General features: G+C 56.1%; 16 protein-coding genes. 10 read left to right on the top strand and 6 right to left on the bottom strand.

Annotated elements, in window-relative coordinates:
* Window positions 1-37 precede the first annotated feature (37 nt).
* Complete coding sequence (locus HOJ95_17960) at window positions 38-1,264, top strand: inorganic phosphate transporter (GenBank protein ID MBT6396580.1); 1,227 nt, start codon at window positions 38-40, stop codon at window positions 1,262-1,264.
* Between the two features lie 130 nt (window positions 1,265-1,394).
* Here HOJ95_17960 and HOJ95_17955 read toward each other — a convergent pair whose 3' ends face one another.
* Entirely contained in the window at window positions 1,395-4,022 is a 2,628-nt protein-coding gene (locus HOJ95_17955) for an ATP-dependent RecD-like DNA helicase (protein MBT6396579.1), read from the bottom strand.
* On the bottom strand, window positions 4,019-4,831 hold the full coding sequence (gene mazG / locus HOJ95_17950; GenBank protein ID MBT6396578.1) for a nucleoside triphosphate pyrophosphohydrolase: 813 nt from the start codon (window positions 4,829-4,831) through the stop codon (window positions 4,019-4,021). The genes HOJ95_17955 and mazG overlap by 4 nt, the downstream gene beginning before the upstream one ends.
* 215 nt (window positions 4,832-5,046) lie before the next feature.
* On the opposite strand from mazG, the gene mutL reads away from it, so the two are divergent.
* From mutL to HOJ95_17905, 9 genes are all read left to right on the top strand, one after another.
* A complete protein-coding gene (gene mutL, locus HOJ95_17945; GenBank protein MBT6396577.1) occupies window positions 5,047-6,963 on the top strand; it encodes a DNA mismatch repair endonuclease MutL in 1,917 nt (638 codons plus the stop codon).
* Window positions 6,964-7,270: 307 nt separating this feature from the next.
* On the top strand, window positions 7,271-8,758 hold the full coding sequence (gene guaB, locus HOJ95_17940) for an IMP dehydrogenase (protein MBT6396576.1): 1,488 nt from the start codon (window positions 7,271-7,273) through the stop codon (window positions 8,756-8,758).
* Between the two features lie 93 nt (window positions 8,759-8,851).
* Window positions 8,852-9,838: a flagellar basal body-associated FliL family protein gene (locus HOJ95_17935; GenBank protein ID MBT6396575.1), complete on the top strand. Its 987-nt coding sequence runs from the start codon at window positions 8,852-8,854 to the stop codon at window positions 9,836-9,838.
* Window positions 9,839-9,843: 5 nt separating this feature from the next.
* Window positions 9,844-11,379 carry a glutamine-hydrolyzing GMP synthase gene (gene guaA / locus HOJ95_17930; GenBank protein MBT6396574.1) on the top strand — a complete coding sequence of 512 codons (1,536 nt, stop codon included), beginning with the start codon at window positions 9,844-9,846 and terminating at the stop codon, window positions 11,377-11,379.
* Between the two features lie 5 nt (window positions 11,380-11,384).
* Entirely contained in the window at window positions 11,385-14,822 is a 3,438-nt protein-coding gene (gene dnaE / locus HOJ95_17925) for a DNA polymerase III subunit alpha (protein MBT6396573.1), read from the top strand.
* Window positions 14,815-15,549 (top strand): lipoyl(octanoyl) transferase LipB, encoded by a 735-nt coding sequence (gene lipB, locus HOJ95_17920; protein ID MBT6396572.1) that lies wholly within the window; start codon window positions 14,815-14,817, stop codon window positions 15,547-15,549. Before dnaE ends, lipB begins: the two co-directional genes overlap by 8 nt.
* Window positions 15,550-15,564: 15 nt before the next feature.
* Entirely contained in the window at window positions 15,565-16,401 is an 837-nt protein-coding gene (locus HOJ95_17915) for a MotA/TolQ/ExbB proton channel family protein (protein MBT6396571.1), read from the top strand.
* The gene (locus HOJ95_17910; GenBank protein MBT6396570.1) at window positions 16,402-16,803 is read left to right on the top strand and encodes a biopolymer transporter ExbD; all 402 of its coding nucleotides are present in this window, start codon (window positions 16,402-16,404) and stop codon (window positions 16,801-16,803) included.
* A gap of 98 nt (window positions 16,804-16,901) precedes the next feature.
* Complete coding sequence (locus HOJ95_17905) at window positions 16,902-17,573, top strand: histidine phosphatase family protein (protein MBT6396569.1); 672 nt, start codon at window positions 16,902-16,904, stop codon at window positions 17,571-17,573.
* A 5-nt stretch (window positions 17,574-17,578) separates the two neighbouring features.
* Here the strand turns inward: HOJ95_17905 and HOJ95_17900 are convergent, their stop codons facing one another.
* The 4 genes from HOJ95_17900 to HOJ95_17885 all read right to left on the bottom strand — a co-directional run.
* Entirely contained in the window at window positions 17,579-18,439 is an 861-nt protein-coding gene (locus HOJ95_17900) for an undecaprenyl/decaprenyl-phosphate alpha-N-acetylglucosaminyl 1-phosphate transferase (protein MBT6396568.1), read from the bottom strand.
* A 105-nt stretch (window positions 18,440-18,544) separates the two neighbouring features.
* Window positions 18,545-18,757, bottom strand: coding sequence for a hypothetical protein (locus HOJ95_17895; protein ID MBT6396567.1), 213 nt, complete (start codon window positions 18,755-18,757; stop codon window positions 18,545-18,547).
* Between the two features lie 13 nt (window positions 18,758-18,770).
* Window positions 18,771-19,835, bottom strand: coding sequence for a DegT/DnrJ/EryC1/StrS family aminotransferase (locus tag HOJ95_17890; GenBank protein ID MBT6396566.1), 1,065 nt, complete (start codon window positions 19,833-19,835; stop codon window positions 18,771-18,773).
* 7 nt (window positions 19,836-19,842) lie between these two features.
* Window positions 19,843-20,105: hypothetical protein (locus tag HOJ95_17885; GenBank protein ID MBT6396565.1), on the bottom strand; the 263-nt coding region annotated here is incomplete at its 5' end.

Below are 20,105 nucleotides of genomic sequence, written 5' to 3'. Positions count from 1 at the left end.
CTCTCAATCTATTAACCGCTTTCCATGAAGATATGACATGACTACTGCGTTTTTATTGGTCACTCTTGCGTGTATTTTTGCCCTGTACATGGCTTGGAACATTGGTGCCAACGATGTGGCCAACTCAATGGCCCCCTCGATTGGAAGCGGTGTCGTTTCTCTTAAGAAAGCCATTTGGATAGCGGCCATCGCCGAATTTGCGGGTGCGATATTGGTGGGCAGCTCGGTCACTTCCACCATTCGCAAGGGGATAGTTGATCCCGCCATCTTTGCGGGAAATCCCGAGGAGTTCATGTTGGGGATGACGGCGGCCCTTCTGGGCGCGGCGCTCTGGCTCCATGCGGCGACATTATTGGGATTGCCCGTCTCAACCACGCACTCCATCGTCGGGGCGGTCATCGGATTTGGGCTGGTCGCCAAAGGGGCCGGCAGCCTCAACTACGGCACACTTTTCAGCATTGTGATGAGCTGGGTTGTTTCGCCGGTATCGGGAGGTATCCTGGGCTTTGGCATCTTCTATTTCGTTCGTGTGAAAATTCTGGCCTCAAGGGATCAAAACGAGTCCTGTCGATTTTATGCCCCCTATATTCTCTTTGTCTTTGTGGTTGTCTTCATCCAATCGTTTATTTTTAAGGGAATTAAAAACCTCAAGCTCCCTGTGACTTTTTGGACCGTTCTTTTGTTGGGTGCCATCATCGGCGCGCTCGTGTTCATAGGCTCGAGGTACTGGTTCTCAAGACGGGGCAAGGGCCAGGAGGATTTCTCGGACCGATTCTTTAAATTCCTCTTGGTCGCGACTTGTGGTTATGTGGCTTTTGCGCACGGGGCAAACGATGTGGCGAATGCTGTTGGCCCCCTCGCAGCTGTTATTGGGGTCTATCAACAAGGCGCCGTTGCGGCGAAAGTTGTTGTGCCATGGTGGGTGTTGGTGATGGGAGGTGCGGGAATTGTTTCCGGGCTCGCCATTGCGGGCTGGAAAGTCATCGCCACCATCGGAAGCCACATCACCGAGATCACTCCCCAAAATGGATTCGCCGCCCAGTTTGGCGCAGCAACCACCGTACTAATCTGCTCTCAGATGGGGCTTCCCATCTCGACTACACACACCATCGTGGGCGCCGTGATTGGCGTGGGAATGGCCCGCGGTGTCCAGGCGCTCAACCTTCGGGTAATCCGCAACATCGTTATGTCGTGGTTCCTGACAATTCCCTTTGCGGCGGGCGCAACGATGCTCGTATTCCGGTTGATAGAGGCGCTTCTCTAATTGCGGAGATTTTCTGCAAGGCGTGGTTTTTCCTGTAAGACATGGTTTTCTTGAAAGTCTTTCTTCTCGATAAATTTTCTAAATAAATTATTTCTCCACGAGGGTTGCAACTCGCACCAGGGAGCGAGTGCTACTCACCATCAATCGGGTGGTAGGTTAGCTCGCCCCCGGTAGGAGATGAGTCATCCTCGTCAAAATCTCCATTCTCGCCCAAATCCTCCTCCCCGGCGCCAGCCTCGTAGGTTGAATCGGGTGGGCGCTCATCCCAACTCGTGTTCGATTCATCCTTTTTTTTCTCTAAAACGTCCTCTTTCTCATTAGCAGAATCGTTCGGCATCGTTTTCGCCGATTTCTCTGATTTCTCTGAGTCAACCGAATTTACTGAATTCCTCACCTCTGGTATTGCCATAGGCAGTGGGGCAAGCCCCGCGTTTTGCCTCACCCGGCCGGCGAGATGGCTCCATCGGCGGCGCACTTTTGCGTTCTTCACCGCCATGGCGAGCGCTCTTTTTGAGCCAATGAAAATGGCAAGCTTTTTCGCGCGGGTGAGGGCGGTATAGACCAGGTTCCGCTGAAGCATGGGGTAGTGCTGCGTGTGCAGGGGAATAATGACTGCCGGATATTCACTCCCCTGGCTTTTGTGGATGGTGACCGCATAGGCGTGAATGACCTCATCGAGTGCGCTTTGGGTGTAGTCGATAACATTCGGATCAAAATTCACGCGCATGGAGCCCTGGGAGGGGTCGACGGATACAACGATGCCGATGTCGCCGTTGAAAATGTTTTTCTCATAATTGTTCCGGGTCTGTATCAGCTTATCCCCTGGTCTGAAGGAGCGGCCCCCGCTCTGGATCGAGCCGCCCGCCCCCGGCGGGTTCAAAACCTCCTGAAGTCTGGCGTTGAGTTTCTGAACGCCCAGGGTTCCTCGTTGCATGGGGGAGATGATCTGCACATCGGCAATGGGGTCGAGATCGAAGCGCTGGCGAATCCGCTCGCGGCACAGCTCAACGAGAATGTCCACGCAGCGCTCGGCGTCGTTCTCCTCGATAAAATAATAGTCGCGAAGTTCCTCTGCCCCCTTGGGCTCAAAAGGCATTTCCCCCCGGTTTACCCGATGGGCATTCTCGACGATAAGGCTTTCTTTCGACTGGCGGAAAACCTCCATGAGTTTCACGACGGGTAGTGCCTTTGATTCGATCACGTCACTTAATACCATTCCAGGCCCGACCGAGGGCAACTGGTCCACGTCCCCGACGAGGACAAAGGTGGCCGCGTCTGGGATAGCGCGCAGTAGATGAGCCATCAGGTGAATATCCATCATCGATGCCTCATCGATAATCACCGCATCTGCAACGAGTGGTTGTGAGGCGTCTCGTAAAAAGCCGCCCGAGGCCCAGGTATATTCAAGAAGCCGGTGAATCGTGGCTGCCTCGTGCCCCGTGACCTCAGAGAGGCGCTTGGCGGCGCGGCCCGTTGGCGCCCCGAGAAGCACTTTTAGACCCAGGTCACTGTAGAGTCGGGTGACGGCCTCGATTATTGTTGTTTTGCCGGTGCCGGGCCCGCCGGTCACGACGAGTATTTTTTCGGCAATCGCTCCCTCAATGGCGCGGGCCTGCTCGCCGGTTGCCATGCCTCCCTCGATGGCGCGTTTTGAAACTGCGCTCAGGCGCTCTTTGATCGTGCTGCCGCTAGCTCCCTTCCCCTGTAGGGCCGCCTCAAGTCTCGCCTCGTCTCGGGGGGCCGTCATCAAGGTCGATAGTCTTCGGGCCACCTCCGTTTCAGCGGCATGATAGGTCTGCGCGTAAACGGCGCTTTGCCCCGTTGCCGCCCCGGGCTCGTCGCCAGTTGCCGGAATGCCGATATCCTCGACGATGATTCCGCCGCTCTTGCGGAGTGATTCCACCGCCTCGGCTACCTGCTCGCGGGAAACCTCGAGAATCTCGGCGGCCCGGGTAAGGAGCTCATCCATTGGAACGTACACATGCCCGTCGCTCTCCCCTAGGTGGTTGAGCACATAAACCGCCCCGGCCTCACAGCGCCTGGGAGAGTCGGTCGGAATGCCAATTTTTTGGGCGACGCGATCCGCCGTGCGAAAACCCACGCCATAGATATCGGTGGCCAGTCGGTAAGGGTCTTCGCGCAGAACCTGAATGGCCGCCGAGCCGTAGGCGCGGTAGACCTTCTCGGCCATATGGAGAGGCACATCGTGGGTCTGGAGGAAAAGCATCACTTCTTTGATCTCGCTCTGGCTCTCCCAGCTTTCGACCATTCCGATTAGTTTCTTCTCGCCCAACCCTGGAATTTCCAGCAGACGGCGTGGTTCGTTTTCGATGACATCGAGGGATTCTTCGCCGAAGCGGGCGACGATGCGTTTTGCCAGCGCGGGGCCGATGTTCTTGAGGGTGCCCGAGGCAAGGAATTTCTCTATCCCCTCGGCGGTTGTTGGAATGATGTGTTTCGAGGCGATGGCCTGAAACTGTCTGCCGAATCGGGGATGCTCTTTCCACTCTCCCTCGAACTCGATGCGCTCGCCTTCCTGGATGCTGCTGAGATAGCCGACCACAGCAAGAGGTGGAAAATCTCCGTCCGGCTGAACGACGAGAACGGTATAGCCGGTGTCATCCGCCCGGAAACGGATGCGCTCGACGGAGCCGACGAGGGTGCCGCCGGTGTCCGGGAAAAGGGCGCCCTGGGACTGCGTTTTCATCCGATTGTGGCGGGAGGCGCTAGAGGAATTGTTTGGGATGCGCCGGGTCATTCTAGGTCCTGTGTCTCGGCTGATTTGGCTTCATTCCAGAGCTTGTCGAGTTCATTGAGCGGAACTTCCTCGGGGCTGATGCCGCGGTCGCGAAGAGTGGATTCGATGTGGTGAAAGCGGGAAATGAAACGCGATATCGCCGAGCGTGTCGAATCCTCAGCGTTGACGCCTAGTTTTCTTGAGTAGTTCACCGCAGAGAAGAGAAAATCGCCCATCTCGGATTCGATGGCATCTTGATCTCCTTGGGCCACAGCTTCTTTGAGTTCACCCCATTCCTCTTCAAGTTTTTTACCCGCGCCATCGGCATCGGGCCAATCGAAACCGACGCGGGCCGCCTTGTTCTGAAGTCGGTGAGAGCGTTGAAGCGCTGGCATGCCGAGGGGCACCCCGTCGAGAATCGAGGGGGCGCCGTTGTTTTTACCTCGATCAGCGCGGACCTTGCGCTTTGATATCTCCCAGTTGCGAAGGACTTGATTTGTCGTGTCTGTCTGGTCTTCACCGAATACATGGGGGTGGCGGTCGATCATCTTATCGGCAAGTTTTTCGGCCACCTCGGAGGCGTTGAAAAGCCCTTTTTCCTGTGCCAGTTGAGAGTGGAAGAGGACCTGAAGGAGAAGATCGCCCAACTCCTCGCGAAGGTCGTCGTTGCTGCCTGAGTCGATAGCCTCGATGACCTCGTAGGCCTCCTCGATAATATAGGGCTTGAGAGTTTGGTGGTCCTGCTCACGGTCCCAAGGACAGCCATCTGGCGCCCGAAGACGGGCCATTACCTCTAGCGCCTTGGCGAAGCCGGAAAGGTCTGAATTCATGGAGATATTCCTTATTGGAAGCTCAATTCAACCAACGGGTGCGTAATTCCCCGAAATCTACACCCCGAAAGGGGGACTGTCACGCTCCCCTGGTGCGGTTATTTTCTATCCGTATATCATGGATATACGGTGAAAACCACTAAATATTGTGGTCTGTCTCTTGACACTACCACTATATTCGGGGATTATCGATCCACGCCCTGGGGACGATTCCAATGATCACAGCGAGCCGGATACGGGTGTTGCCCGAGAAGCTGGCGAACCAAATTGCCGCCGGAGAAGTGGTTCAGCGGCCAGCGTCAGCGCTCAAGGAACTGGTCGAGAATAGTCTCGATGCCGGGGCAAGCTCAATCGTGGTGGATCTTGAATCCGGCGGCGCACGTCGCATTCGAGTCCGGGACGATGGCGAGGGAATGGGCAGAGACGATGCGCTCCTTGCCTTCGAGCGGCACGCAACGAGTAAAATCACCTCCGAGGAAGATCTCTATTGTGTTCGGACGCTTGGCTTTCGCGGCGAGGCGCTTCCGAGTATTGCGGCCGTGAGCAAGGTGGTGCTTACCACGCGCCGGGCAGGTGAGTCTCTCGGCAATGAGGTGCGAATTGAGGGTGGTCGGCTTCTTCGAGTTATTGAAATGGGCGCCCCCGACGGCACCGAAATCGACATCCGCTCGCTTTTCTATAATGTTCCGGCGCGGCGTAAGTTTCTCAAAACAAAAAACACGGAGCTTGCCCGCTGCGTAGAGGTTGTCAGTCGCGCTGCGATGGCGCATCCCGAAACCGCGTTTATCCTTCGTCATGCAGAGCGAGTGATTTTTGATTTAAAACCCTCCGAGGATCGCCTTGAGCGAGCGGCGGGGCTTCTTGGAAAGGAAGCCATCCCGCACCTGATCGAATTGACGGGTACCGAAAGAGATGGTGTTTCTCTAAGCGGATGGGTTGGGGCGCCCACTCTTACGCGCTCGAACCGCGATGGCCAGTATTTTTTTGTGAATGGCAGGCCCGTTCGGGACCGCCTTCTGGTTCACGCCCTATCAAGCGCCTTTCGGAGTTTTCTACCTCATGGGCGGCATCCGGTGTTTGCTCTGTTTCTTGAGTTGGCGCCCGAGGAGGTGGACGTCAACGTTCACCCTGGAAAAGAAGAGGTTCGCTTCAGGCGTGGACCGATGGTTCACGATTTTGTGCAAGAAGTTGTTGAGTCGAGACTCGGCGCGCCGCCTCAAAGATCAAGACTCATTATTAACAAGCCTGGTATTCCTTCGGATTCAAACTTTCAGGCCCCGGATTTTTCTGCCTCGGCGTCCAGGGGACCCGAATTGCTGGGCGGGGGCGGCTATGTCGGCAGAAAAGAGATTGGCCGGGTTGGCGACAAGGGCAATTTCGGTATGCGGCACGATGCGCCCATCGCCGAGGAGGGCGGCGGGAGTTTTGCTGGTTCTACCGGGCCTTTTGAGGTTGCAGGTGAGCCCACAGAGGGGAATGAGGGGGGCTCTCTTGCCTCGGTTGCCATGCCGCTTGACCGCATACTTCAGCCGCCCGATCCTTCTAATCCGATTCTTCTTGCAGAGTGCCGCTACCTTGAGCAGTGGGCTGGGTGTTTCCTGCTTTTCGAGTCGGCGCAAGGACTTGTCTTCGTGGATCAGCATGCTGCGCACGAGAGGGTTCTGTACAACCGGTTTCGCGATCAGTTTCGAGATGGGGCGGTGGAGAGCCAGGCCGCTTTGGTTCCTCAGCACATATCTTTGCGGCCCGAGGAGTCGCTGTTGCTCGATGAGCACCGCGAGACGCTTGAGCGCTCGGGTTTTGAGCTTGAGCAGGCCGGGGCCGGAGAGTATCTCGTGCGGGCTGTGCCTGCCTTGCTGGCCGACCGGGACCCGGCGGGCGCTGTTCGGCGGGTGGTCGAGGGTCTCGCCGATCTTGAGGGCCCGATGAGTTTTCCCGATCTGATTGATGGCATCATTGCCCGAATGAGTTGCAAGGGCGCGGTCAAGGCGGCGCATTCGTTGCATCCAGAGGAGGTGGCAGTGCTCGTCGAGGAGATTGACAAGACCCCGGGGCGATGGACTTGCCCGCATGGGCGGCCCGTCATGTTGCTACTTGCGCAGGGGCCGGTGCGTCATCGTTTTTTGAGGTGAGTTGAGAGGCGGCCCTCTTGGGTCTGGCAGGTTGTTTCGCCTTGACATTCGTCATGGCTGGAACGAAAATTCAGGTGTGGTGATGAGGTGAATGGGGAAATTCCCCTTTAAGCTACATAAGTATTTGATTTTAAGTCCTTTGTTTTATTTGCCGCCTGTTTGAATTTCACGGAATGTGGTCGGGTTTCATGGGTTTGCCGGTGCGAATGGGCCGGGGACGATGGGAGCCTCCTGCATCCTGTTTTCGCTTGCCAGGGATTTTCTGGCCGATACCCTTTTCCTTAAAACACAAAGAGAAGAGCAAAGCATGTTGAGGACCCCAGAATTAGCGCTCACCTTTGACGACGTAATGCTCCTGCCTGCGGCCTCGGATGTCTTGCCGAAGGACGCAGAATTCCAGGTCGAACTGTGCGAGGGCTTAGAGCTTCGAATCCCCATCATTAGCGCGGCGATGGACACCGTGACAGAGTCAAAGCTTGCCATCGCGCTGGCCCAGGAGGGCGGAATTGGCGTCATACACCGAAACATTTCGATTGAGGCGCAGGCGGACGAGGTGGACCGCGTAAAACGCTCCGAAAGCGGGATGATCAACACACCGATCACGATGCGGCCTGGTCAGAAAATCAGCGAAGCGCTCAGTGTGATGGAGTCCTATCACATCTCGGGTGTTCCTATTACCGAGGAGGAGAGGCTCGTTGGCATTCTGACGAACCGTGACGTGCGCTTCGAGTCGAATCTTGATCGACCCGTATCGGAGTTAATGACCAAATCGGATCTAATCACCGTCTCCGAGGGAACAACGCTTGAGGAGAGCAAGGGCATGCTCCACAAGCACCGAATTGAAAAACTCTTGGTTGTGGACGAAAATTACAATCTCAAGGGTTTGATTACTTTGAAAGATATCGAAAAAGTTCGGCGCTACCCAAAATCGGCGAAAGACGCGTACGGGCGCCTACGAGTGGCGGCGGCTGTAGGCATCTCGGCCGATAGCAAAGATCGCGTAGCGGCTCTCGTGAAGGCGGGGGCGGATTTGTTGGTGCTGGACAGCGCGCACGGCCACTCAAAGCGGGTGCTCATGGCAGTCGAGGCAATTAAGAAAGAGTTCCCGGACGTTAACTTGATGGCCGGTAACGTTGCCACAGCACAGGGCACACGCGATCTGATCTCCGCGGGTGCCGATATTATCAAGGTGGGCGTAGGGCCCGGTTCGATTTGCACCACCCGTGTGGTGGCCGGTGTGGGCGTGCCCCAGTTGACGGCTGTTGCGAGTTGCGCGGCCGCCGCCGAGGAGAAGGGCAAGAAAATTGTTTCCGACGGCGGAATTAAATTTTCAGGCGATATCGTCAAGGCCCTGGCCGGCGGCGCACACGCTGTTATGATCGGAAGCCTCTTTGCCGGGGTCGATGAGAGCCCAGGCGAAAAGGTGCTCTATCAGGGACGAACCTACAAAGTATATCGAGGAATGGGCTCCGTGGGCGCCATGGGCTCGGGCATTAGCCGGGACCGTTATTTCCAGGATGCTCAGAACGGCTACGAGGACGGTGAGCACTTCAGCGACACGAAGCTGGTTCCTGAGGGTGTAGAGGGCCGGGTGCCATACAAGGGTTCTATATCGGCAACAATTTTTCAGTTGATGGGTGGCGTGGCCGCGGGCATGGGCTACACCGGTTGCCGAAATATCGAGGAGTTGCGCCAGAACGCGGAATTTATCCAGATTACATCGGCGGGGTTGCGAGAGAGCCATGTGCACGATGTGTTCGTTACGCGCGAGGCGCCGAACTATCAGCGGGACTGATTCTGAGGGTTCCAGGTTTTCCTTTTTTATCCGCCTGAGTGGTTTTGAGTACGACAAGTAATTTTTCGCCCCTGAGTAATTCGAGAATACGCTATGGCCGGTGAATCCAGACAGACAGAAATAGATTCAGCTGATGATCTATTTCTGGGCGGCGATGATGACCTTGTAGAAGAGCCATCGGGTGCGGAGCCGACTGAAACTGAGCAGGACGATGCAACCTCTTTCGATGAGGCGCCACCATCTGCTGAGATAGAGGAGGCGGAGCCTGAATTCGAGCCCGAAGGAGATACCGAGGCTCAGTTCGAGGATGCGGCCGGAGAGAAAGCCCCCCGCAAGAAGAAAAAAGGGTTTCCGGTACTTCAGTACTACGTCGTACCGGCAGTGGGAGTTGTGTTGATCATGTCGCTGGGGTGGAGTTTTGCCCTCATTGCCCGTCGGGGGCTTGTTCGCCCACCTGAGGAGGTGGCCAAGGCCACGAAAGTTGAAAAGAAAGATGAAAAAGTTGAGGAAAAACAGGAGGCTCTTATAAAGCCCAAGCGCGACCTTCGCACCGTTCTGGTTCCCATTCAGGAAGAAAAAGAGGCCGAGGTGAAAGGCCAGGAAGGCACGTTCAAGGCCAATATAAGAGCACCTAAGTCTAAAAAGAAATTTGCACCGACTGAGACGCCCCTCGTTGGGGAAGGGGAGGCCGATGAAGCGAGCTTGCCGCCGGACTCGGGGAAGCCTGCTGGAAAGGCCCTGCCTCCTGAGGTTGATACGGGCTTGAGTCTGACTGTGCCGGTTAATCATCCGTTTTTCATCCCTCTCAAGGGGGGGAGGAGCACGAAAGCGGCTATCACATTTTTGAACTTCTCGTTGAATCTTTTGGTGTCGACCAAAGCGGCTGCATCGGAGTTCAACTCGAAGCGTGCTCTGATTCGCGAGTTGATATACCTACACTACAGTCGAAGTTCAGCAGGCGATCTTTCGACGCCGGCTGGGCGTGATCGCGTACGACGCCGGCTTGTCGCGAAACTTGATAAGCAGCTTATTCACGGAAAGGTCCGGGGGGTTCTTTTTCAGGAATTCTATACCCGCTGAGAGATATGCGAGAGCAGCTTTTAATCATTGATTTTGGTTCCCAGTACACCCAGTTGATTGCCAGGCGCGTTCGCGAGCTTGGTGTGTACTGCGAGATTCATCCCTGCACCCGGCCTTGGAGTGAGTACCTGACTTCGGAGTGCCGGGGGGTGATCCTCTCGGGCGGGCCCTCAAGTGTCCATGACGAGGGTGCGCCCACCATCGACGCCGCTCTTCTCGACAAGCAAATTCCCGTTCTTGGCATCTGCTACGGTATGCAGCTCATGACCCACCTTCTAGGAGGGCGCGTGGGTCCTGTGCATGAGCGAGAGTACGGTCGGGCCGAGCTTGTGGTGGACGAGGCGGCGGGTATTTTCAAGGACATGCCGGGCAATGAAACAGTTTGGATGAGCCACGCAGACTCGATCGAGGCGCCGCCGCCGGGCTTTAGGCCGCTGGCCCACTCGAACGGCTCGCCGGTCGCGGCCATGGCATCGGAGGACAATCAGCTCTGGGGCATCCAGTTCCACCCCGAGGTCGTCCACACCCCGCGGGGCAAGGAAATTCTAGAAAACTTCGTGTTCGGTGTATGTGGCTTCCGGGGCGATTGGACGATGCGCTCGTTTATCGATGAGGCCGTCGAGCGCATTGCCGAGAAGGTGGGCGGCGGGAATGTCATCTGCGGTCTCTCGGGCGGAGTGGATTCCTCGGTAGCCGCCATGCTCATTCATCGTGCTATAGGAGACAGGCTCACCTGTGTGTTCGTCGATACGGGGCTGCTCCGAAAGGGCGAGGCCGAAGAGGTCATCGAAACCTTCGGGAGCCGCCTGGAGGTGAATCTTGAGCATGTCGATGCGAGCGCCGAATTCTTAGGCACCCTTGCCGGGGTGACGGACCCCGAGGTGAAGCGCAAGCGTATTGGCGAGACGTTTATCCGTATATTTGAAAAAAAATCAAAGAGCCTGGGCACGTTTGAATTTTTGGGCCAGGGGACGCTTTATCCCGATGTTATCGAGAGCGTGTCCTTCAAAGGCCCCTCGGCAATGATCAAAAGCCACCATAATGTTGGCGGTCTGCCCGAGGATATGAAATTTGAATTGATCGAGCCCCTGCGGGAGCTTTTCAAAGACGAGGTGCGTGCAGCTGGCGAGGAATTGGGTATTCCTCACGATTTACTCTGGCGGCATCCGTTCCCGGGACCGGGGCTGGCCGTCCGCATTCTGGGCGAGGTGACCGAATCTCGCGCCGATACCCTCCGCGAGGCAGATGCGATTTTCATCGAAACGCTTCGGGAAATGGGCTGGTACGATAAAACCTGGCAGGCGTTTGCCGTCCTTTTGCCGGTCAACACGGTTGGGGTGATGGGGGACTCGCGCACCTACGAAAATGCGCTGGCCCTGCGTGCCGTCACCAGCCAGGACGGCATGACGGCAGATTGGGTGCGGCTTCCATATGATTTGCTCGACGCCGCTGCTGGCCGCATTATTTCCGAGGTGCGCGGTGTTAACCGTGTCGTGTACGATGTCTCCTCAAAACCGCCCGGGACAATAGAGTGGGAGTAGGGCCAATGGCCGCCGAATTTGTACATTTGCATCTTCATTCCCAGTACAGCCTTTTGGATGGGACCACTCGCATTGAAGATTTAATGGGTCGTGTCCAGGAACTGGGCATGCCGGCGGTGGCGCTGACTGACCATGGCAACATGTTTGGGGCCGTGAAATTCTACCAGTCGGCCAAGAAGGCGGGTGTTAAGCCCATTATTGGGTGTGAGGTGTATGTAGCGCCCGGAAGTCGTTTAGAGCGAGGGACCGGGCGAGCCGGTGGGCGCTCCTGGCATATGGTCCTTCTCGCTCAAAACGAGGTGGGCTACAAAAATTTGTGCGAGTTGGTGACGCTGGGCTTCACCGAGGGCATGTACTACTACCCCCGAATCGACCGGGATATTCTTGAGAGCCGGGCCGAGGGCTTGATATGCACCTCGGCCTGCCTGCGCGGTGAGGTGAACGACGCCATTTTGAAGGGCGATCGGAGTGCTGCTGTCGAGGCGGCAACTTGGTACAAGGAGCTTTTTCCGGGCCGTTTTTATCTTGAAATCCAAGATCACGGCCTTGAGGAGGACCGAAAGGTTATTCCCGAGGTGCTCTCGCTCGCCAAGGAGCTAGAGCTTCCTTTAATCGCGACCAACGACACCCACTATCTGAATCGGGGGGATCATAACTACCAGGAAGTGCTCATCTGCATTCAGACGGGCAAGACGCTGAACGATGAAAACCGAATGAAGATTCACAGCGAGGAGTTTTACCTAAAATCCGCCGATGAGATGGCGGCGCTCTTTGCTGAAGTGCCTGAGGCTATTTCAAACTCGCTGGTTATCGCCGAGCAGTGTGATTTCGATTTCAACTTCGGAGGCTCCCACTACCCGGATTTCGAAACGCCTGGGGGTGAGACGAAAAAAACGCTCCTCAAAAACCTGGCCGAAAAGGGCCTTGAAGATCGCCTTGCGCTTCTGGCCATCGAGGGCGAAGAGGCGGTGCCCTACCGCGAGCGGCTGGCGATGGAACTCGACGTCATCAACTCGCAGGACTACGAGGGCTATTTCCTGATCGTCTCGGATTTCATCCGATATGCCAGGGAGCAGGACATCCCTGTCGGACCGGGAAGGGGCTCGGCGGCAGGGAGTGTGGCGGCCTATGCGCTTGGCATCACTGGCATCGACCCGATCAAGTACTCGCTTCTCTTTGAGCGCTTTCTCAACCCCGAGCGAATTAGCCCGCCTGATATCGACATCGATTTCTGCATGGACCGGCGCGATGAAGTCATCAAATATGTTCAAGAGAAATACGGTACCGACAACGTCTGCCAGATAATCACGTTCGGAAGCATGCTGGCCAAGGGGGTGCTTCGCGACGTGGGCCGTGTGATGGACATGCCCTACGGCGAGGTGGATCGCATCGCCAAGCTCGTGCCCAACGAGTTGGGAATCACGCTCGACGGCGCACTCGAAAAAGAGCCGCGCTTCAAGGAAGCCTCGGTTCGCGATCCTAATATCCACAAACTTATCGAAACTTCCCGCCACCTGGAGGGGAATATTCGCCACGCTGGAACCCACGCGGCGGGCGTCGTCATTGCACCCTCGGATCTCACCGACTATCTGCCGCTTTACAAGAGCAGCGGAAGCGGAGGGGAGCTAGTCACCCAATTCGACATGAAGGATGTCGAGGGCCTAGGCCTGCTGAAGATGGATTTTCTGGGCCTCAAGACCCTCACCGTGCTCGATCGGGCGGTCAAGCTCATTCGAAGCGCTGGTGGCGAGGTCAACATGGAAACCCTCAAGCTCGATGACGAGGCGACCTATAAGCTTCTCTCAAGTGGACGCACCACGGGCATCTTTCAGCTTGAGAGCCGGGGAATCCGCGAGTACTTAAGAAAGCTCGCCCCGAGCACTTTTGAGGATTTGATCGCGATGGTGGCCCTCTACCGGCCGGGGCCGCTCAACAGCGGCATGGTTGATACCTTCATCAACCGCAAGCAGGGCCGGGCCGAGATTGACTGCTATTTCGATGAGTTGAAGCCTATTCTGGAGAGCACATACGGGGTCATGGTCTATCAGGAGCAGGTCATGCAGATCTCGGCGGTGCTCTCTGGCTTCTCGCTCGGGCGCGCCGACGTGCTTCGAAAGGCGATGGGAAAAAAGAGCCCCGAGCTCATGGCCGAGCAAATGCGCGACTTCGTCGAAGGTGCCGTCGAGCGCGATAAGGACCGTAAACGAACAGAACACCTATGGGATCAGATTCAGCAGTTCGCAGGCTACGGCTTCAACAAGAGCCACAGCGCTGCCTATGCGCTTATTGCCTACCAGACGGCCTATTTGAAAACCCATTACCCGCGTGAATTTATGGCTGCGCTGCTTACATGTGACCGCGATAATCCGGACAAGGTCATTAAGGACATCTCCGAGTGCCGCGAGATGGACATTGTCGTTCTCCCGCCAGATTTGAACGCGAGCCAGAAGGATTTTGTCGTCGAGGGCGAGTCCATCCGTTTTGGTCTTGCGGCGGTCAAGAATGTTGGCGAGGGAATGGTGGATGGAATCTTGGTGAGCCGGGGGGCGGACGGTGCCTTCGGGGGGCTCGAGGATTTTTGCCGCCGAGTGGATCACAAACAACTCAATCGCCGATCGGTGGAGAGCCTCATAAAGGCAGGGGCGGTTGATAGTCTCGGTGTGGGTCGGGCGCAAGCGGTGGCGGCGCTTGAGTCAGTGATGGAATCTACGGCCCGCGAGCGCAAGAGTGCCGAAATCGGGCAATGGAACCTGTTTTCCTCGGAAGACGAATCGCTGGCCACGCGCCCGCTTCCCGATGTTCCTGAATGGAAGGATATTGATCGCCTCGGTTTTGAGCGTGATGTGCTTGGCTTTTATATTTCAGGCCACCCATTGAGCGACCACGAGACGGTTATCAGACGATTTACAAACATGGACTCGCGAAGGCTTGGTGAGCTTGAGGCCTCCCGCAAGGTTCGGATGGCGGGGCTCATTCGCTCCTCGAAGATACGAACCACACGAGCCGGAAAGCGAATGGCCACACTTTTGATGGAGGATCAGGACGGTACGGCGGACATGGTGATGTTCCCGAGCGTGTTCGATCAAAATTATCTACTTCTGGACACCGAGGAGCCCGTATTTATTGAAGGAAACGCCGAGGTCTCAGATGACGGCACGCAGGTGTTGATTCAGTCGATAGCGCTTCTCTCGGAGTGGGAAAAAGATAATGCCAAGAGAATGGTTCTTCAGATTCATCCTGGCGAGCAGGGCTTCAACCGGCTTAATGCTGTACGCGACGTTCTGGTGAGGCATCCGGGCGATTGCCCGGTGTCGCTCTTCGTTCATTTTGAAGATCGTGAAGTCGAAATTTCGGTTGGCAAGGATTATGTCGTTTTGCCGACCGAGGAGCTGACGTCGGAGCTAAGCGAATTGGTGGGCACCGAGGCCGTTTATTTTGAGTGATCCCCCGGCGAAAAATGGATATCCTGGCATTTGTGCCGGATATCTGGGGCAGATGCTTTTCGAGCGCGCCTGGGAGCTCCAGAAAAATATTTGGGAAGAGCGGGCCGAGGGCCGCCTGAGAGAAGATACTTTTCTCTTTATGGAGCATGAGCCTGTCATCACGCTGGGGGCGGGGGGCGCAGAAGGAAATATCCTTTCCCGCGAATCACCGGCAGGCGGCGGCGAGATACCTTTGTTCCGTATAAATCGGGGAGGTGAAGTCACCTTCCACGGGCCCGGCCAGTTAATGATGTACGCCATATGCGATCTAAAAGATCGTGAGCGGGATGTTCATACCCATTGTAGGCGGCTTGAGGAGGTTTTCCTTCGCTATCTTGCTGGCTTTGATATTGCGGCCCGCCGCCGAGAGGGCATGCCCGGCCTATGGGTGGACGAGGAGAAAATCCTCTCCCTCGGGGTTGGTGCCCGAAGGTGGGTGACGATTCACGGGGTAGCGTTCAATATATCAACCGATCTTCGATTTTTCGAGATGATTCATCCCTGCGGCGAAGTTGGTGCGCAGGTGACGACGCTGGAACAATTGTTGGGGAGCCCATGCCATTTGGATGAAGTGGCCGAATCTCTTCGCCCGATTGTGGCTGATGTATTTGAGCAGGAAATTTCATGGTCCGGTGAAATCACATGCCGGTTTTCCTCCTTGGCCCGGGCAAAGGATGAGAGCGCATGATTGGAGACAAGGGACTTGAGTAGACGATTTTTCATATTGTTGGCGATAGCGGTGGCGATTTTTGCGGCCGGTTGGGCGGTTGCGGCTACGGTCGGCGAGACCTTGAGCGGCGCGTCCGTAGGCGGCGTGAAACCTGTATTTTCTGCCGGGTTATGGAACCTCCTTAAAAAGGGGGGGTATTCGATGATTCCCATCGGGTTGTGCTCTGTCATCTCGGTGGCCGTCGTGTTTGAGCGGATAATCTCTCTAAAGCGCGACAAGGTGATGCCCGATGAGCTGGTCTCGGCATTGGAGAATCATCTGACGCGGTCCGATTATGATGAGTCGGTGCGCCTGTGTGAGCGCTACGAGGTGCCTTTTGCGCGAATTATGCGGGCCTCGCTCTCGCGGCGGCACCTTGGAGTTGGAGAGATGGAGCGCGCTATGGTCGGCACCGGCCAGCATGAGGCGACAGTGCTCTCGCGCAATTTGCGCACCCTCGGTGTTATTGCCAACCTCTCGCCGATGCTCGGTCTCTTCGGGACGGTTATCGGCATGATCAGGGCCTTTGACGTGATCAGTCAGTACGGCACAGGAAATCCGGGGCTCGTGGCAGGGGGAATCTCGGAGGCTTTACTCACCACGGCTGCCGGTCTTCTCGTTGGAATCCCCTCGCTCGCGGCCTATCACTTTTTCAAGGCAAGAGGCGACCGCTTTCTTTTTGAGATTGAAACCATTGCTTTTGAGTTTCTTCATATTATTACGGTCCAGTCCGGTCAGGATGGCAGCGCTAGAAGGCCCACGATAAGGCCTGCCGATCGCTCGGCCTCTGTCTCGGAGCCCGACCCGGAGCCCGGGGAGGGTGACGGTTAGATGCGTTTTGCGTCAAAAGTTGAGGAAGACTATAGCCTTCAGCTTACATCGTTGATCGACGTGGTTTTCTTGCTCCTGATCTTTTTCATGGTCTCGACCTCGTTTGTTGATTTCACCCGCCGGATGGATATTTTGCTGCCCGAATCGAGCAAAAGCACTGAGGTCGAGCGGGTAGAGAATTTCCTCCTTGAAGTGGGCCTTGAGAAAAAACTCTCACTCAACGGAAAGAGTGTCACCATCGAGGCACTTGAACGCATGCTTAAGGAGGCCAAGGCCCGGCCCGGTAAGCGCACTCTTATCATCAAGGCTGACAAACGCCTCGACTATGGGTTCGTTGTACGCATCATGGGCATTAGTTTTTCTGCCGGCATACGGGATATATCCGTCGCCGTGAAAGAGTAGCTGCCGGGTTAATGTGCCATCGGGCGATACCACATCTGCCGGACGCATACTCTTATTTTCTGTCTTCATCCAAATTCAAAACCGTTGGGGAGTATGCCGTGACTGGACAGGTTCAGGATCCGACGACCTCGTTTCCCGAAAAAGAGGCCCAGCTCACTCGGATTGTATTGCTTCGGCATGGAGCAGCTGGGGGCTCGCGGGAAGCGCTTTTTATTTCTCGAACGAATGTGGAACTGCTGCCCGAGGGAGAGGAGCAGGTAAAAGACGCGGCCCGGCGGGCGGCCCACTGGCTGGAATCTACTGGCGAGGTTCTTGTTTTCTCAAGTCCGCTTTTGCGGGCAAAGACAAGCGCCGAGATCTTTTGTGCTGCTCTTCCATCAGAGGTGAGCACCAACGAGCCCAGTGTTGTTGATGATTTGATCGAACTCGATCTTGGCGATTGGGAAGGGGAGAGCTACGAGTCTTTGATGAAAAAAGATCCTGAGCGCATGAAGCGCCACTATGAAAATTTTGTCACCTCTAAAGCCCCTGGGGGCGAGGCGCTGGCGGATCTGGCGGCGCGTGTGCGCCCGGCCATGGAGGCGGTCCGGCGCAAGGCGGCAGGGCGGGTGGCCGTCGTGGCGGCGCATGCCGCCGTGAACCGTGTGATTGTCTGTGACGCGCTTGGTGCGCCGCTTGAGAGTTTTTTCAGAATCGAACTGGGTCTCGGTTCATTTTGTGTGATCGACTACCATGCTGAGGCGCCACTCGTACGTTTGCTGAATGGCTGAGTATCCTATTCCTTGTCGAGGTTTTTCTTCTCGGCGCCCTTCTGCATCAAAATTACCATCATAAAGAGAATGTTGAAGCACTGGAGGACCAGCAGAATGGCGTCTACCAGTTGACCGTTTCTCAGGACAATGGCCGATATACCCAGAGAACTGGCGATAAGGTAGATAAAGAAAACCGTCTGGCGGTTTGTGAGCCCAAGGGCGCTCAATTGGTGGTGGATATGATCCTTGCCCACGTAGTCGAGCCACTGCCGGATGTTGCTGACCTTTCCTGACGATACGCGAATGACCGATGTGTAGGTCATGTCGAACAGCAGAACACCCAAAATCAACACAGGAACGGAAAAAGCCTTGATCGGGTCATGTGTGTCCCATTGGCCTAGGACTCCCATGCTGGCGAGAAAGAAACCGATGAATGTGCTGCCGGCATCCCCGAGGAAGATTAGGGCGGGTTTGTCTGCTCGAAGGTTGAAGGGAAGAAAACCCAGGCACGCACCCATGAGCCCGAGGCCCATGAACATCAGGCTAGGCTGGTTGGTCTGATAGGCGGTCAGGCCAATGAAGAAAGAGGCGATGGCGCCTAATCCGGTAGCGAGGCCATCCATGCCGTCTAGAAAATTCAGCGCGTTGGCTATGCCGATGAGCCAGATGAACGTCAGGATAACTTCGACAGAATCTCCCCATAGAGTAGGGGGCATAAAAGAGAGACGCACGCCCGAGTATACGACGATGGTGCAGGCGAGAAGTTGGCCGAGAATTTTAATGCGCGAGGAGAGGTCGCGCATGTCGTCCCAGATGCCGATCAAGAGCATTATCAGGCAGCCGACCGAGATGCCTATGATTTCACTCGAATAGATGTTGCTCATGATAGCGGCTGCTGCGGCCCCAATGAAAACGGCAAGGCCCCCCATCAAGGGGGTGGGGTTGCTGTGGATTTTTCTCTCCTCGTTCGGGATGTCGAGGCTTCCGATTCAAAAAGCGATGATCCTCACTATCGGGGTAATGAAAAATGAGACGAGAAACGCCACCCCGGGGAGGTAGAACCACAACAGGTCGCGAGAGAGCAACCAATTCCTCACTTGAGGCAGCATCGAGAAGAACAGCAGAAGAAAAGAAAACCCGTAAACGTAAGTGAAACCATAGCCCAGACCAAGTTTTCGCGAATCGTGGGTTTCGCTGCTCATCTAGTGCCTCGCCTTAAAATATTGAAAGTGCGGTTTTCGCTACGGCGTCCGCTTCATCATCGGTCATTGTGGGAAATATCGGAAGCGATAAATGACGTGCCCAAGCGTCGTCTGCGCCCGGAAAGCCCGATTCGCCCGTTAATACATGGAGCGGTCTGTATATAGGCCGCCGGGCGGATATTCCATTTTTTTTAAATTCTGCTATGGCCTGCTCGACAGACTCTGCGCCACGCTCCTTTATCCAACTATCAGGTAGGCCGACTACATAGCGATGATAAACATGCCCGCCCGTGGCGTTTGTGGGTAATTCGAGTGGTGATTGCGCCAAGTGTTCGTCATAAAATGCGGCAATCTCGCGGCGGCGCTTGATGAATTCCTCGAACCTGGATAGCTGAGCCAGGCCAATGGCTGCCTGTAGGTCAGTGAGTTTGTAATTCCAGCGGGGGGCGAGATCACCCCGCTCATCATAGGAGCGTGAATCTCGTGCCTTCTCAAGTGCCAACGCGTCGTCTCCGAGAATCATCCCACCCTCGCCGCCTGCGGTCATGAGTTTCGTCGCATAGAAGCTGCACACCGCGAGTTGGCCAAAACTCCCCGCCTTGCCGCCGGGAAGACTCGCACCTAGGGCTTGCGCCAGATCCTCGACAACAGGAGGCCCTATGGCGGTGATTTTTTCGATTTCGGCAGGCGCCCCGAAAACATGCGCCACTATAATGGCTTGTGCGCCCGTGCCCACACTTGAGATGGTTTCCGCCGTGGGGTTTCCGGTAGCGGGGTCCACATCGCAGAGCCGCATCCGCGCCCCGGCGTGGGCGACGGCTTGTGCGAGGGCGGCGCAGTTGTAGCTGGGAACAATAACCGTATCGCCGGGCTCAACGCCTGTCGCCAACAGAGACAGATGCAGTGCGGCGGTTCCGCTGCTCACGGCGACGCCGCCCGACCTGCTGAGATAGGAGGCCATTTTCGCCTCAAAATCGGCTACGCGCGCTCCCTCGGCCAACTGACCGGAGTGAATCGCCTCAAGCGCCGCTTGAGCGTCTTCATCACCGAGGGTGGGGCGTGAGTGGGGGATAGTCATTTGTCGCTCAAGGATCGAGGAACAGACGGGCCGAGAGGAAGGCTTCGGCTGCGCCCACCCGGCCTTGGGTGCCTCGGAAGGTGGCGGTAGCGACAGCCATTTCGAGAATATTGGTCTTTGGAATGTTGGTTTTCGTTACCTGCGAGCCGTGCTCCTTAAGGGCCTGAACTTTTTTCTCAAGGGTGCTCGATACGTTGACGAATATTGAGGGATGAAATTCGATCGTAGTCGGGCCCTCGTAGAACAGAAGGTTTGGTATGTAGCGGGCGG

It is taken from the genome of Nitrospinaceae bacterium (genome assembly GCA_018669005.1).
Classification (GTDB): domain Bacteria; phylum UBA8248; class UBA8248; order UBA8248; family UBA8248; genus UBA8248.
Note: the sequence above shows the minus strand (reverse complement) of the source record. Positions and strands in the feature narration are given on the sequence as shown.